General features: G+C 52.4%; 15 protein-coding genes and 1 tRNA gene. All 16 read right to left on the reverse strand.

The window, feature by feature from the left end; translation table 11 throughout:
• Positions 1 to 154: 154 nt before the first annotated feature.
• A tRNA-Met gene (locus JXO48_02285) sits at positions 155 to 231 on the reverse strand.
• Positions 232 to 295: 64 nt separating this feature from the next.
• Positions 296 to 535, reverse strand: a complete 240-nt coding sequence (locus tag JXO48_02290; protein MBN2282696.1) for a hypothetical protein — start codon at positions 533 to 535, stop codon at positions 296 to 298.
• A gap of 22 nt (positions 536 to 557) precedes the next feature.
• The gene (locus tag JXO48_02295) at positions 558 to 2,066 is read right to left on the reverse strand and encodes a monovalent cation/H+ antiporter subunit D family protein (protein MBN2282697.1); all 1,509 of its coding nucleotides are present in this window, start codon (positions 2,064 to 2,066) and stop codon (positions 558 to 560) included.
• Positions 2,063 to 2,443 (reverse strand): cation:proton antiporter subunit C, encoded by a 381-nt coding sequence (locus tag JXO48_02300; protein ID MBN2282698.1) that lies wholly within the window; start codon positions 2,441 to 2,443, stop codon positions 2,063 to 2,065. The genes JXO48_02295 and JXO48_02300 overlap by 4 nt, the downstream gene beginning before the upstream one ends.
• A gap of 88 nt (positions 2,444 to 2,531) precedes the next feature.
• Complete coding sequence (locus JXO48_02305; GenBank protein MBN2282699.1) at positions 2,532 to 2,807, reverse strand: hypothetical protein; 276 nt, start codon at positions 2,805 to 2,807, stop codon at positions 2,532 to 2,534.
• On the reverse strand, positions 2,804 to 3,049 hold the full coding sequence (locus JXO48_02310) for a DUF4040 domain-containing protein (GenBank protein ID MBN2282700.1): 246 nt from the start codon (positions 3,047 to 3,049) through the stop codon (positions 2,804 to 2,806). The genes JXO48_02305 and JXO48_02310 overlap by 4 nt, the downstream gene beginning before the upstream one ends.
• Positions 3,046 to 3,360, reverse strand: a complete 315-nt coding sequence (locus JXO48_02315; GenBank protein MBN2282701.1) for a monovalent cation/H(+) antiporter subunit G — start codon at positions 3,358 to 3,360, stop codon at positions 3,046 to 3,048. Before JXO48_02315 ends, JXO48_02310 begins: the two co-directional genes overlap by 4 nt.
• Complete coding sequence (locus JXO48_02320) at positions 3,357 to 3,626, reverse strand: pH regulation protein F (GenBank protein ID MBN2282702.1); 270 nt, start codon at positions 3,624 to 3,626, stop codon at positions 3,357 to 3,359. Before JXO48_02320 ends, JXO48_02315 begins: the two co-directional genes overlap by 4 nt.
• 78 nt (positions 3,627 to 3,704) lie before the next feature.
• Positions 3,705 to 4,169, reverse strand: coding sequence for a Na(+)/H(+) antiporter subunit B (locus JXO48_02325; GenBank protein MBN2282703.1), 465 nt, complete (start codon positions 4,167 to 4,169; stop codon positions 3,705 to 3,707).
• A gap of 15 nt (positions 4,170 to 4,184) precedes the next feature.
• The gene (locus tag JXO48_02330) at positions 4,185 to 4,898 is read right to left on the reverse strand and encodes a Na+/H+ antiporter subunit E (GenBank protein ID MBN2282704.1); all 714 of its coding nucleotides are present in this window, start codon (positions 4,896 to 4,898) and stop codon (positions 4,185 to 4,187) included.
• Between the two features lie 20 nt (positions 4,899 to 4,918).
• Positions 4,919 to 5,668: a universal stress protein gene (locus JXO48_02335; GenBank protein ID MBN2282705.1), complete on the reverse strand. Its 750-nt coding sequence runs from the start codon at positions 5,666 to 5,668 to the stop codon at positions 4,919 to 4,921.
• Between the two features lie 20 nt (positions 5,669 to 5,688).
• Entirely contained in the window at positions 5,689 to 6,579 is an 891-nt protein-coding gene (locus JXO48_02340; protein ID MBN2282706.1) for a universal stress protein, read from the reverse strand.
• A gap of 72 nt (positions 6,580 to 6,651) precedes the next feature.
• A complete protein-coding gene (locus tag JXO48_02345; protein MBN2282707.1) occupies positions 6,652 to 7,044 on the reverse strand; it encodes a response regulator in 393 nt (130 codons plus the stop codon).
• Between the two features lie 45 nt (positions 7,045 to 7,089).
• Positions 7,090 to 8,613 carry a response regulator gene (locus JXO48_02350; GenBank protein ID MBN2282708.1) on the reverse strand — a complete coding sequence of 508 codons (1,524 nt, stop codon included), beginning with the start codon at positions 8,611 to 8,613 and terminating at the stop codon, positions 7,090 to 7,092.
• Positions 8,614 to 8,671: 58 nt separating this feature from the next.
• The gene (locus JXO48_02355) at positions 8,672 to 12,088 is read right to left on the reverse strand and encodes a PAS domain S-box protein (GenBank protein ID MBN2282709.1); all 3,417 of its coding nucleotides are present in this window, start codon (positions 12,086 to 12,088) and stop codon (positions 8,672 to 8,674) included.
• Positions 12,089 to 12,177: 89 nt separating this feature from the next.
• Entirely contained in the window at positions 12,178 to 13,665 is a 1,488-nt protein-coding gene (locus JXO48_02360; GenBank protein MBN2282710.1) for a monovalent cation/H+ antiporter subunit D family protein, read from the reverse strand.
• Positions 13,666 to 13,708 lie beyond the last annotated feature (43 nt).

The following is a 13,708-nucleotide window of genomic DNA, read 5'->3' on the forward strand; positions in this document are numbered from 1 at the left end:
CTTGAACAGAAAAAAGGCATCGCCTTTGATCGCGATGCTGCAGAAATCTGCATTTCTCTTTTCAGAGATAGGGGGTTCACCTTACAGTAACCCGATTTGATGAACAGATGAAAACAGAAAGCCCGCCGAGCTCGACGGGCTTTGTGATTTCTTTTGGTGGCGGTGCAGGGACTTGAACCCCGGACACTACGGATATGAGCCGTATGCTCTAACCTGCTGAGCTACACCGCCGTAATCGTAATCAGGGCGTTTTCCTACACCAGAAATCCGGACATGTCAAGCATGTTTAACGCTCTCATTCCTTCACTCCACCCTTAAATGATCCCGCCACTTTCCGCAGTCGGATCTTTTCAGAAAACCCGGGGTACCGTCGTATAAGTTCATCCTTTAATCTCTGTATCAACCTGCTGTCAGGAGCAAGAAGCAGAAGTCCGATGACAATGAAGGCAAGCCCCTGGAGGAAAGGAAGGAACAGTCCAATTATGCCCAGAACGACGAAAAACGACCCCGTTATCAGCCTGATGATACGTTTCATTGTTGGGATTTCATGAATCTGTTCACAGCTGGGGAATGGCAAACTGTATGAGATTCGCAATGATCGACTGGTTATAGAAACCTACAAGCAGAACGATCGCTGCAACGATAAGCGTGGGGATGATCATGGTAAGCGGTGCTTCCCGGAACAACATCCGCCCTCCGTTACCATGGCTCTCCACATGTCCATGACCGGCATCATCACTTTCGAAGCTGTAATAGCCGATCTCAATGATCCTGAAGAAGAGTACCACATTTATAAGGCTTGAAAAAAGGAGCGCAAAAACAAAGAGGTAATTGCCGGCCATGACGGCACCCTGGATAAGATACCATTTACTGAAGAAGCCGCAGGTGGGGGGAACACCGATGACCGACAAGGCGACGGTGAGAAATGCCACCATCGTCAATGGCATATTGACGAACACTCCCTTGAAGCTTGCCAGATCATGCCGCCTCATCTGATACGTGATAATACCGGCGACACAAAAGAGACCGAGGGTCATGACGACATCATTGAGAATATGCAGAACAACACCCTGGAGTGCCACCGAATTTGCCAGGCCCACACCGCCGACCATATATCCCACTTCGGCGATAACGATGTAACAGAGCATCCGTTTCAGGTCCGTCTGAGCAAGGGCCATGATCGCGCCGGCGAAGATGGCGATGATTCCCATGAAAAGCATGATCTGCGGCATCGGCAACAGCTCAAAGGACAGGTAGGGCCGGAATATGGTGAACATGATCCTGAACATCACGTATATCGCGATCTTCGTCATCAGGGGCGCTATGAGCGCACTCGCCACGGAAGGAGCCTTTGTGTATGCGTCGGGCAGCCAGACATGAAGGGGGAAGAGCGCCATTTTCAGGGCTATCCCGACCATGAAAAAGGCGAAGGCCACCAGGACCACCCGGGAACCGTAGAGGCGTGGCAGTATTTCCGACAGGTCCGCCATATTGAGAGAACCGGTCACCATGTAAATGTAGCCGACACCGAGCAGATAAAAGCAGGCCCCGATCGTTCCCAGGATGATGTATCGAAAACTTGCGAGCGGCGCGCCTTCTTCACCGACGGCGATCAGCGCATAGCCGGCGAGGGAGGCGATCTCAAGGAACACATACAGATTGAAGACGTCACCGGTTATGACGATTCCCAGGAAACCCGTCACTTGCAGAAGAAACAGGGTATAAAACATGACAAATCTGTCGGGAAGCTCAAGTTCGACGCTTCTGAGCGAATAGAGAGAAACCAGAAACGCCGTCCCGGAAACGAGGACAAGCATCATGGCATTCAGGTGGTCAACGACATACTCGATCCCCCAGGGTGGAAGCCAGCTTCCCAGATAATAATGAACTGGTCCCGTCGTGATGACGGTATGCAGGACAATACAGGAGCAAACCGTCGAGAGAAAAAGGGCGAACATGGCCCAGGGGTAGCACAACTCTCTTTTCACCCAGCCGACAAGGGGGGTGATCAGTGCCGACATGAGGGGGATGATGACGACGAGGATGGTGGCCTGTTCTGAGATCATTCTATTTCCTTCAGTATTTCGTCTTCTTCAAGCGTATGATATTTGCGGTACATCATGATGACGATCGCCAGGGCGACACCGAGAGTCGCGACCATGACGACGATCGCGGTAAGCATGAGGACATGGGGAAGCGGATTGATGTACTCGGCTACGGTAATTGCGTGATGGCCGTGAGCGTCCGCATCGGTAAGGATCGGCAGAGTTGCGCCACCTTTCTTGAATGCGATGGATATGAAAAAGAGGATGATCGCCGTCTGGAATATGTTCATCCCGATGATCTTTTTTATAAAATTGTTCTTGGCGATCATCGCATAGAACCCGATCATCATGAGGGCTATATAGATCCAGTAATTGTACTTGGCGATGATGAAGTCCATGGTATGCGTTTTTCCCTTCCGCTGTCCTTTATGATATGCCGGTGACAGGAGTCGTTCACGGCCTTCTGCCGCTTCCGGTGTTCTGTATCTATCGTTTCCTGCGTTTTCTCAAGAGCATGATGCATGACATGCCCGCAGTGAAAATGACCGTCGTTTCCCCCAGCGTGTCATATCCGCGATAATCGGCGAGCACCGATGTCACCATGTTGGGCGTCGCCGTATCGATCTCCGTGTTCGTTATATAGTAAGGAGAAACGTGCAAACTTGCGGGGGTATCGGGCTCGCCCCAGGGTGGCATGTCCAAGGTCCCATAGACAAGGAACGCACCGGTTATTACCGTAACGATCAGGCTCAGGAATTTCAATCTTTCGACCTCCTTGTCGTCTGCATCAACGCCGCGATGAAGAGTATCGTTCCGATCCCGGCGCTCACCGAAGCCTCGGTAAAGGCCACATCGACAGCGCCCATCTGCGCCCACATGAGACACATGAAGAAGCTGTATGCACCCAGGATCATGACGGCGCTCAAAAGGTCCTTTACGGTTATGGCTGCAATGGCACAGATGACGATGAATATCTGCAGGATAAGGTCAAAAGGAACGTTCATCTCCGTTCATCCCCCTTCATCCATGGTTTCAATCCGTATCGCAGACCTGCCTTCGATATAGCGTGTGTCGCCGTCGGCTGGGCAATGAACATGAATATGGCGATGAGTATTATCTTCACTCCGTTCAGGGTGATCCCCTCATACAGCGCCAGCCCGACAAGTGAAAGAAACACCGCCAATGTGTCGCCCTTGCCCGTGGCGTGCAGGCGGGAAAAGAAATCGGGAAACCTCAGAAGGCCGACCGTTGCGGTGAAAAAGAAAAATATGCCGCCCGCTATGAACAGGATCGACAGGACCTTGAGCAGTGTCATCGCGCCTCTCCCTCTCTCTCCAGGTATTTCGCCGCCGCGATACATCCGACGAAATTCAGCAGCGCATAGACCAGGCTGATATCAACGAACATCTCGATCCGGTTGTAGAGATATCCGAAGATCAGCAGAATAACCAGTGTCTTGGTTCCGATCGCGGAAATCGCCGCTACCCTGTTGAACACACCTGGCCCGAAAATGACACGGTACATAACGAGAAGAACCAGGCCACACAATACCAATCCCACACCTGCAAATAATTCGTTCATTCACATCCTCTATTGCTGACAATTCCGTTTCAGGTTCTTCCGCCGTCGCGGTTTCTCGGCGGCAACAACCGGTCCGCGCTACTTCTTTTTCTTCTCTTCATCCGGGTCTTCCCCACCGGTCGATATATCGAAGAAGATGGAAAACATGACGGCCATAACCGCCAGTCCGACACCGATCTCCACACCAAGTATCCCCAGCGAACGGGCATGGGCCGGGTCGACATGCAGTATCGTGGACAGTTTGCTGTAATCAAGATAGTTCCCGAGCAGGATAAGGCAGAGAAGCCCTACACCCGAATAGATAAGGACGCCGATACTGCTGAAGAGAATGGCCATGTTCTCCGTCAACACCGATCGTACCTCGCTGTATCCATGGGTGATATAGAGAAGTACCATGCTTGCGCCGAGGATAACCCCTCCCTGGAACCCGCCGCCGGGGCTGTAATGGCCGTGCATGATCACGTAGAGAGCGTACAGCTGGATAAAGGGAACCAGAATCCTCGCGATCGTCTTGATGATTATATCTTCGCTCTGTATTATCATTCTCCCGCCCGCTCCTTATTTCAACGCCGCGAATATCCGCGCCACGTCGAGCACGTCCTGTATATAGATATGGTCGGCTTCCATGAACACATGGGCGATCCTGTCTTCCATTTCTCCCGTGTTGAGATCGTCGGCAAGTTTTTTTGAAAGGGCGTGAACGACGAACTCACCCTCCTCTATGTCGATGGTTATGGTGCCTGGCGTCAGCGTGATGGAATTCGCCAGCGTGACCCAGGATATGTCGCTTTCAAGCTTTGTCCGGTAACGCATCAGCTCCGGATCGATCGGCATGGAGGGTGAAAGGGCGAGGTAGGCCACATGGAAATTCGCCAGGATTATCTGATACACATGCCACGGCACATATGCCAGGAACCTCTGGACGATGACCCGGATATCCCCGACGCGAACGTTCGCGAAGATAAGGCTGTGACCGATGGTGGCAACAAGGGCGGAGCAGATGACGCCCAGCGTCAGGTGGAAGGTGTCGAATTTTGCTGAAAGAAGCGCCCAGAAGGCAAAGAGCATTATAAAAGTGGCGATGAAGTTCTGAATGCCGGAACGGGTCTTTTCGGCCCCGCGCAACAATGCCGTGATCTTTCGTTCCTCCACGCTGCGCGTTTCTGCCGTCAGCTTTGCCGCCGTATTCAGCAGGTCGACCGCCTGTCCCCGGGCGTTTTCTATGATCTTGAAGGCGTCTTCGGCAGCCTGAACAAGAAGGGTCACTTCCATGAGCCTGTCATCCTTTGCCGCTATTGTGAACCAGGGATAATAAAAACGGGCACCGGGGAAGATCCGGCAACCTGTTCCACGGTAGTCCTTGAGAACAATCTTTTGAGAACGGGCCGCTCCGGTCCCGTCCCCAGTATTATCACTGTTCCGCGGTAATCTCCCGCGGCGGTCACGAGCTCCTCGCCGGTTTTCCCGGCATAAATATGAAACTCCGCATCAATATCAACGTCGAGGCAGACCTTTCGCGTTTCTCCCAGTCGTATCCTGAGTTCCCTGATATTCCTCACGGTAAGTTTCTCATTGATCACATGGATCATGTCGAGAACCTTGATCCGTTCCCTGAATTTCAGCGCAAAGGCAAGCGCTCTTTCGGCCGGCACGGTCCAATCCATGGCGAGAATCACGTGGTCCAATATGTTTCCCGTTCCTCCCGCTCCGTTCAGGAGAAGCAACGGCACCGAAACCTTCGATATGATCTTCCGTAATACCGATTCATGGCTGTTCCAGTCAAGGTCCACGGCAATGAGCGTTATGCCTTCCTTTTTCACCGTCGCCAGTATCACTTCCGGGTTCAGGCTTCCCGCCACGATCTTGAAACACTCAGCATCGAAACTCGATGTCATCTTTCCCCACTCGGCGGATTCAGCGGTCAGGATACAATGGATCGAATCGAACCCTCCCCCTGAGAGATCCTTCACCCGCTTCATATGTTCGAAAGATGCATGTACATCTCTCAAATCGGTAACGAACAGTAACCGTTTCACTTCCATTACCAGACTGCTCCCGGTATTCAGTTGCCCGCTGTTTTGATGCTTGCTGGAACCAGTAAGGTGGGGAATGAAGAATATTTTGCCAACTTCTGGGCCACGTTACCCATGAAGATCTCTTTCAGGCTGCTTTTCCCCGTTGCTCCCGCAACAATCATCGTCGCTTCACGTTCACGCGCCGCTTTTTCGATCTGTTCGCTTGCATCACCCACGTACAGATGAGCGCCGGCCTCAATGCCGGCATCGTTCAATCTGTCGCATATTTCATCGAGCCGCTTTCGCTGGTCCTTGCGTGTCGCCTGGATCTCCATGGCCGAGGAGCCTTTTATTTCTTTTTCGCTCGCCACGTTTATGACCGTCGCCGTTTTGATGATTTCCTTGAAATTCAGTATATACTCCACGGCCTGTTCACTTGCCGGGGACCAGTCCATGGCGAGAAGAGGCCGCTCAAAAGGGCGCTCGTTGATCTTTCCCGTAGGCAACATATACTTGTACACGAGAACCGGCTTTGATGCCCTTCTTAAAATTTCCACCGTGTCGCTACCCGCATACAGTTCCTCGATCTTGCCCCGTTTATGGTGTCCCGTAACGATCAGATCGACCGATTCCTCTTCTGCTGTTGATATGATCTTCGGCAGGGGATTCCCCACGACAATGTAGGCCCCCACTTCCATTCCCTGTTCAAAAAGGCTTTCAGCCCAGTCAATGAATCGGATGTTCGCGATCTCACGCAACTTCGTTTCTTCATCCTTCAGATACCCCTTGCCCCGATGCATGGCAACCTTATCACGTTCAATAACATGCAGAAAGATAACGTGATTGAAGTTTGCCTTCCTCAGGTCCATCAGTGACTGCAGGGCGTCAAACCACAGTTCCTCAAATTGGGTGACAAACAATAATTTTTTTGATTTCATCATTCCACTCGCTTGCATCTTCTGTCCGCGCCGCTCTACCGCGTTCCGCGAGGCATTTCATATAGAGTTTTACTATCCGATAATATTTTTCACCGTTTCGGCGAGTTCATCGGGCTCAACGGGTTTTTCTATGTACACGTCAGGTTCCGGCACGGTCTGATCGCCGAACTCGGTGAGGGCTTCCTGGGAGCGCAGAAACGTCCGCTTCGCGATACCGGAAAGGATTATTACGGGAATCCCCTTCAGAGCATCATCACTTTTCATTTCCCGGTACATGCGGATCCCACTCTGTTTCGGCATCAGCACATCGAGAATGACCAGGTCCGGCTTTTCGCTCTTCGCCAGATCGAGGCCCATTTCACCGTTTCTCGCGATCAACGGCGTGTAGCCGTTCTCCTCAAGTACTGTTTTTACAAATGCAATGATATCAGGATCGTCATCGACGGTCAGAACTTTCTTCGGCATTCTTGCTCCTCCTTCCTTTTTGAGCGCTCTTCGATTACGACGTTCTCAAACCGACTTTCTAAAGGGAAGCCTGATGGTGAACGTCGATCCCTGATCAGACTCGGAAGCCACGTGTATCGTTCCGCCATGCTCATTCACTAATTTCTGCACGACCAGGAGGCCCAGTCCGGTTCCCTTTCCTCCCTTGGTGCTGAAAAAAGCCGTGAACAACTTCCTTTTCACATCGTCGGTCATGCCGCATCCGTTATCGGATACCTCATAGCGGATCATTCCCTCTTCATCTTCGAGATCCGTCGCAACAGTCACATGGTGGCGCTTCTCCATGTTCATGTCATACACGCAGGCATCAACTGCATTTGATACCAGATTGAGAAGCACGCGATGAACCACGTCCGAATCCATGGAGACATCGGCGATTGAAGGATTAAACTTCCGGATTATATGAACCTGATGTTTCCCTGCCTCCATCTCGGTCAGTTCGCAAACATCCTCGGCGATGTCATTTGGTGAGCAGATGACATATTGAGGTTCACGTTCCTTGGAGTAGGAAAGCAGGTCGGCAACCAGGGATGAAACCCGCCGAACGTTCCTCTGGACCATATCCCAGCCCGTTTTTAGCTTATCATTATCGCCCTTGTCAAGGCCAATATTGACAATATATGTACCGCCTTTGAGCCCTGTCAATATGTTCTTGATGTAGTGGGCGAGCCGTGCCGTCGTCTGTCCGATGGCGGCCATTCGCTCGGAATTCACCAGTTCCTGCTGGAGACGTTTGATCTCTCTGAGGTCCTGGAAAAAACCGACACTGCCGATGACCGTGTCGCCCTCGCTCAGGAGCGTCCCTGAAAACCGGGTCGGCACCCCGGTACCCGCCTTGCTGATAATGGTGATCTCTTTCCAGCCCCACCCTTTCTTGTCACGTTTCCGCCGGAATCCTTGCTGAAACTCCGCGGCAATGTCCGCCGGATAGAGATCATCGAATGTCATCTTGCGAACCACATCGATTCGGGCATGCCCGAAGATCTCCTCTGCCGCCGGATTGTAAATGATTATTTCACCCTTTTCATCGGTGGCAACGATTCCGTCATTCGAGCTCTTGATCAGCTTGTCCTGGAAATCCGATTTCCTTTTGACCTCGCCGATCGCCATCTGGCACATGTTCTCAAGGTCCGTCGTATATGCCGCCAATTGCCGGCGGATCTTGATCTTTTCCCGGGCCCGCGTGATGGCGATGCTCAACGCTTCATCACGCACCGGTTTGTTGATGAAATCGGAGGCGCCGAAACGCAGTGACTCTATGGCCGAGTCCATGTCACCATGACCGGTGATCACAATGATCTCCGAGTCGGGATTGATGGATTTGATCCTTCTCAGCACCTCAAGGCCGTCGATGCCGGGCATTTTCAGGTCCGTCAACACAAGCGCCGGTTTTTCTCTTTCGAAGACATCGATTCCTTCTTTTCCTGTCATCGCCGTCATGACGTCGTATCCGTCACTTTTCAATGACAGGGACAGGACCCGGAGTATCGCTTCTTCGTCATCAATTATCAATATCCTGTCTTCGTTCATAGAAAATGCCCTGTCAAACGGTGTTCGTTCCTTCTCACTTGGGTCATGTACTACTTTTTCACGGTGCCGCGGGAAAAGTCAATGTAAACGTGCTTCCTTCGCCCAATTCGCTGTCCACCTCTATGGTGCCTCCGTAGTCCTTGATGATGCCGTAACTGATGGAAATACCAAGGCCTGTTCCCTTTCCCACGTCCTTTGTCGTAAAAAACGGTTCAAATATCTTGTCGCGGATCTCCCGGGGTATCCCCGTCCCGCTGTCATAGACCGTGACGACGACGCGCCCGTTCTCCACAAAGGAACTGATCCTGAGGATTTTCTCGATCTCCTTCGAGGTCGACTGTGCCTCTTTTTCATCAAGGGCATCCCGGGCGTTGGTCACGAGGTTTATGAAGACCTGTTCCAATCGGTTGTGATCGGCGATGATCGGCGGCAGTTCCTCGGACAGTTCAAGCTCAACGGTGATACCATGGACCCGCAGCTGCTGTCCCAGGATCTTGAACACATCATTGATGGGACCATTGATATTTACACGATCCCCCGTGGCCACCTGTGATTTTCTGACGAAATCCTTCATGTGTCGTATGGTCTGGGCGGCCCGCTGAACGTTCTTTTCTATTTCTTCCGCCATGGCAGCCAGGTCTTCATCGCTGATCTTCCGGCCTTTCCTGATCGACTTGATAATGAAGTCCGAAGAGACCTGCATGACGTTCAACGGTTGGCTTATCTCGTGTGCGATACCCGATGCCATCGTTCCCAGGGTCGCCATCTTGCTTGCCTGGATGAGCTGTGTTTCCCGCTCCACATGCTCCGTAACATCGGGCGTATTAATGATGAGACAGTCCTTTCCCATGAAATTGACGGAACTGATATAGATATCCACATAGAACGAAGTTCCGTCCTTCTTCTTATGCATTTTCTTCGGATAAAACAGTGACTGGTCCGGAGCGACGAGCCGTTCCAGCCCCTCAAGCACCTGCTGGTCTATCTGGTACTCGAGGTCTATGAACGAGCGGGACAGAAGCTCGGAGCGAGTATATTTGTAACATTCAAGGGCCGTCGCATTGACGTCCAGTATTTTCAGGGATTCCCTGTCGGCGATTATGATCGGGTTGGGGTCGGCGTCGAAAAGGTTCCGGTATTTCTCCTCGGAAAGCCGCAATTCGGCGTTTGATTCCTCCAGTTCCCGGGTTTTTTCCTTCACCTTGATCTCAAGGCTCTTACCGAACTGTTTCGCTTCATGGTGGAGCCGGGCATTCTCAAGCTCCAGGGCCACGTGGTTACTGATGATCGCCAGAAGATTTTTGTCTTCCTCGGAAAACTCGGTGGTCCGGTGACTTGATATCAAAGCAACCCCGAACGTCACGGCTTCCGACGTGAGAGGAACATATGCCGCCGATCGCAGTCCCTCGATATCGACGAACTCCGGGCAGGGTGCGCTCGCCGATGTCATGTTCTCAAAGAACACGATCTCCTGCCGCCTGGCAATATCTTCGACGATCCTTAAAAATTCCTCGGTCCCGCCGTCCTGGAATGTTTTTTCCCGGTATCCAAAGGTATAACGGCTGCGCAAGCGTCCGTCCTTGCCCATCAGATACACGGCAAGGCTGTCGATATCGAAATTCTGAAATATCTCCTTACCGAAGGCCCTGATCCTGGCATCGGGATCCATGGAAGCGCTCATCGCGGTGGTGATGTTCCAGAGAATGGACAACTGGCGCAGGTGTCGCTCCCGCTCGGCATGAAGAAGCTTTGAATCGGTCCTGTCCCAAAGCGTTTCGATGGCTCCTACAATGTGACCGTCAGGCCCCTTTATGGGGGCCGCAGTAAAATAGATCCACCGGCCGCTTTCACCGATGTGGGGGAAAAACCCTTCCGCTTCGTAAGCTCCGTCTATGAAGGGAGATTTTCTCCCCTTCTCCGGGTAGAATTTTCTGATCTCCTCCTCATTGACATTGTCAACGATCAGGTCCGCCATGATCGGCTTCTCTCCCGAATAAAAGGCCTGCCAGTGCTTCTTGGTACCGATAATATCTTCGGCATGATAACCCGTCAGACGCTCAAGAGCCCTGTTCCAGTGGGTAACCACGTGATTCCTGTTTATGACGAAGGTCGGGATCGTGCTTCCCTGTATGATCTGCAGAAGTGTGCGCTCACGCTCCTGAAACTCCTTCTTCATGATCTCCAGATGTTTTGCCCGCTCCTTGGCAATTATCTGGTACTGGCGGGATATTCCCTTGGCGAGGAGAGCCGATATGAGCAGGAGTAGTATCACCGAAAGGATAAGGATGATGATGACCGTCTTTGTCCATGTCTCCACCTCTTTTTCAACGTTCTGGAAAGCGGAGCTCATGACGGTGGTAAGGTTCTCCACATCGATACCCATTCCCACCCATCCGAACCCGGTCGGCTTCGGATATGTCGGAGAGTAAAAAGGTATCGGCGCATAGGCGACAAATTTGGTATGCCCGGCGAACCGGTAACTCTTGATTCCTGAAAGACCCCTGGCCGCGTCACCGGCTATCTCCGGCAGCGTCTCATCCATGAACCCCAGTTGATGGAGATTCAATACCTCATAGCCTTTTTTCGACATTTCGGCGGCGTTCTCTTCCGTGAGCGGCGCAACAGGCACCCCCCGCTCGTCGAGACCGGCGATATGATAATCGTTGGGATGTGAGATGATTAGGCCGTCCTTGTCGACAAGGTAGGCGTAATTCCCCGTTGCCGTATCAACCTGTGCCACCTGTTCCGCCTGTGTGGGGATGATATGATCGGTGAACTCCGCCAGGTGCCGGATATCCAGCGCAAGGGTGATCATGCCGGCGAATTCCCCGCCCTCGTACAGCGGAGTGGCGAAACGAAGGATGCCCGTGAATGTTTTCCCCGATTCGAAGGCGCGCCGGTCGACATACCACCCCGTTACGGGAGATACATAGATCTCTCCAGCCTCGAGTTCTTTCGTCTCACTGAAATATCGTTCTGATCGGTATGTAGTGTTCTCGGGTCTGCTGATATCCCTCAGGTTCTGCCGGGACACGATGGTTCCATTTTCTATCCTGATACGCTCATGCCCTTCCTTATCTATAAGCGACATTTCAGCATAGAGAGGTACCATCACCGTGATGAATTCGTCACCCCGTTTTACCCATAGTGAGCCCTTCTTGTCGGTCACGAAGGAACGGAAGGCTTCATTCGACCTGGGGATAATGGTCGCCACGCGCATATCACCGCGCCGTTCCTCCAGGAATTTTGCCACATCCTCGGCCGTGTTGACGGCACGCATCCTGATCTCGTTCTGGAACTGTTCATCAATGACCGCCGAAGCGTGCTGTTTCGTTGTGTGACCGACCTCGAATATGCCGGTATAGATGAGAAGGACCAGGAGAGACAGGGGAATCACGATGAGCAGAAAGAATATGCGGGCCATGTCAAATACCCTGGCCATGGTCTGTTCACGCTCGTTGTGCTGTTCCGCCATGATTCACCCTTGCTGTTGAAACGGCCTTCCTGCAGCTTTTTCGCGTCTTGCCCGTCCTCCGGTCACCCGCTCCCCGTTTTTCGAAAACATCAGCCGCCGGCACCCAGGGCATACCGGGCCGTCATTTTCGCAAGCTCGAGGAAAAATCCGGGATGGATGAACAGAAGGAACGAACAGGCTGCCGTCAGAACCGGCGGTATGATCGCAAAGAGCGGTCCCTCATCCATTCGCGTGTTTTCGTCGAAATACTTCCCGCTCGCGAAGAACGCGTCATAGGTAATAGGCAGAAAATAGGCGGCATTCAGAAGCGAACTGGTGAGGATGACAACCAGTATGGGAAGTTGTTCCGCCTCGATACATCCCAGTGCAAGGAACCACTTGCTGATAAATCCCCCAAAGGGGGGTATACCGATAACGCTGAGGGAACCGAAGAAAAACGCCGCCATCGTTATGGGCATTTTTCTGCCTATTCCCTTCATGTCGCTGATCTTTTTCAGTCCCGTATTAACGATTATGGCCCCGGCGCAAAAGAAGAGAGTGATCTTTCCAAATGCGTGCATGACTATGTGTATGGTCCCGCCCGCTATGCCGAGAACGCTCAGAAGCGCTCCTCCCATCACGATGTATGATAACTGGCTGACCGTAGAATAGGCCAGTCGAGCCTTCAGGTCGTCCTGTCTCAGGGCGAAGAGTGAACCGACGATGATCGTCACCGATATGACGTAGAGGAGACCCGTATCAAGCTTGAGGCTGTGCATGAACTCTATCCCGAACACGTGCAGGCAGATGCGCAGGACGGAAAAGACGCCGACCTTGACAACCGCCACCGCATGGAGAAGAGCGCTCACCGGCGTCGGCGCCACCATGGCCGACGGCAGCCATGAATGTATCGGCATGATCGCCGCTTTCCCGACACCGGCGATATACAGTATGAAAAGGACCACCATGAGCCCGTCGCCAGCCTTCCCCGCGAGAATCCCCTGATCAGTGAAATCCAGGGTCCCCGTCAGGACATAGGTGATGATGATCGCCGGCAGCAGGAAGGCGATTGATGTCCCCATGAGATAGGCGAGATACTTTCTTCCGGCGAATCGGGCCTCGGAGTCCTGATGGTGAGTGACCAGTGAGTATGTCGAAAGTGACAGCATTTCATAAAAAAGGTAGAGTGTGAGGAGATTGGCCGCAAAGGCGACACCGATCGCCGACGAAAGTGCCAGGGCAAAAAAGGCAAAGTACCTGGTCTGTGAATGTTCCTTCAGCGGCCGCATGTAGCCGATTGAGTAAAAAGTGGTCACGATCCACAGGGAAGACGCGACGATGGCGAACATCATCCCCAGGGAATCGACCCTGAAAGCAATTCCCACACCGGGAAGAACATCAACGAGGTTGTATACAATGCGGGTGCCCCCAAGGACGGCCGGGAGCATTGAAATGACGATGCAGAATTTTATGAGGGCGATGACAACGCTGCAGAACTCCCGCAGGTTGGGACTGCGTCCGACGGCAATGATAAGAAGGGAGCCGAAAAGTGATACGGCAACAGCCAGCAGGGGCTTGATGGAAGTAATGGTATCCATGTAAAGCGTCTCCTCCACGTGAATGGGAACGATAGTACTCTTT

Source organism: Deltaproteobacteria bacterium, assembly GCA_016933965.1.
In the GTDB taxonomy this organism is placed as follows: domain Bacteria; phylum Desulfobacterota; class Syntrophia; order Syntrophales; family UBA2210; genus JAFGTS01.

What these genes read in the sequence shown, in the direction of transcription:
- JXO48_02325 (MBN2282703.1), bottom strand. Translation starts at nt 4,169, where the DNA reads ATGATAATACAGAGCGAAGATATAATCATCAAGACGATCGCGAGGATT.
- JXO48_02295 (MBN2282697.1), bottom strand. Translation starts at nt 2,066, where the DNA reads ATGATCTCAGAACAGGCCACCATCCTCGTCGTCATCATCCCCCTCATG.
- JXO48_02335 (MBN2282705.1), bottom strand. Translation starts at nt 5,668, where the DNA reads ATGGAAGTGAAACGGTTACTGTTCGTTACCGATTTGAGAGATGTACAT.
- JXO48_02300 (MBN2282698.1), bottom strand. Translation starts at nt 2,443, where the DNA reads ATGGACTTCATCATCGCCAAGTACAATTACTGGATCTATATAGCCCTC.
- JXO48_02310 (MBN2282700.1), bottom strand. Translation starts at nt 3,049, where the DNA reads ATGAACGTTCCTTTTGACCTTATCCTGCAGATATTCATCGTCATCTGT.
- JXO48_02340 (MBN2282706.1), bottom strand. Translation starts at nt 6,579, where the DNA reads ATGAAATCAAAAAAATTATTGTTTGTCACCCAATTTGAGGAACTGTGG.
- JXO48_02350 (MBN2282708.1), bottom strand. Translation starts at nt 8,613, where the DNA reads ATGAACGAAGACAGGATATTGATAATTGATGACGAAGAAGCGATACTC.
- JXO48_02315 (MBN2282701.1), bottom strand. Translation starts at nt 3,360, where the DNA reads ATGACACTGCTCAAGGTCCTGTCGATCCTGTTCATAGCGGGCGGCATA.
- JXO48_02360 (MBN2282710.1), bottom strand. Translation starts at nt 13,665, where the DNA reads ATGGATACCATTACTTCCATCAAGCCCCTGCTGGCTGTTGCCGTATCA.
- JXO48_02290 (MBN2282696.1), bottom strand. Translation starts at nt 535, where the DNA reads ATGAAACGTATCATCAGGCTGATAACGGGGTCGTTTTTCGTCGTTCTG.
- JXO48_02345 (MBN2282707.1), bottom strand. Translation starts at nt 7,044, where the DNA reads ATGCCGAAGAAAGTTCTGACCGTCGATGACGATCCTGATATCATTGCA.
- JXO48_02355 (MBN2282709.1), bottom strand. Translation starts at nt 12,088, where the DNA reads ATGGCGGAACAGCACAACGAGCGTGAACAGACCATGGCCAGGGTATTT.
- JXO48_02330 (MBN2282704.1), bottom strand. Translation starts at nt 4,898, where the DNA reads ATGGAAGTGACCCTTCTTGTTCAGGCTGCCGAAGACGCCTTCAAGATC.
- JXO48_02320 (MBN2282702.1), bottom strand. Translation starts at nt 3,626, where the DNA reads ATGAACGAATTATTTGCAGGTGTGGGATTGGTATTGTGTGGCCTGGTT.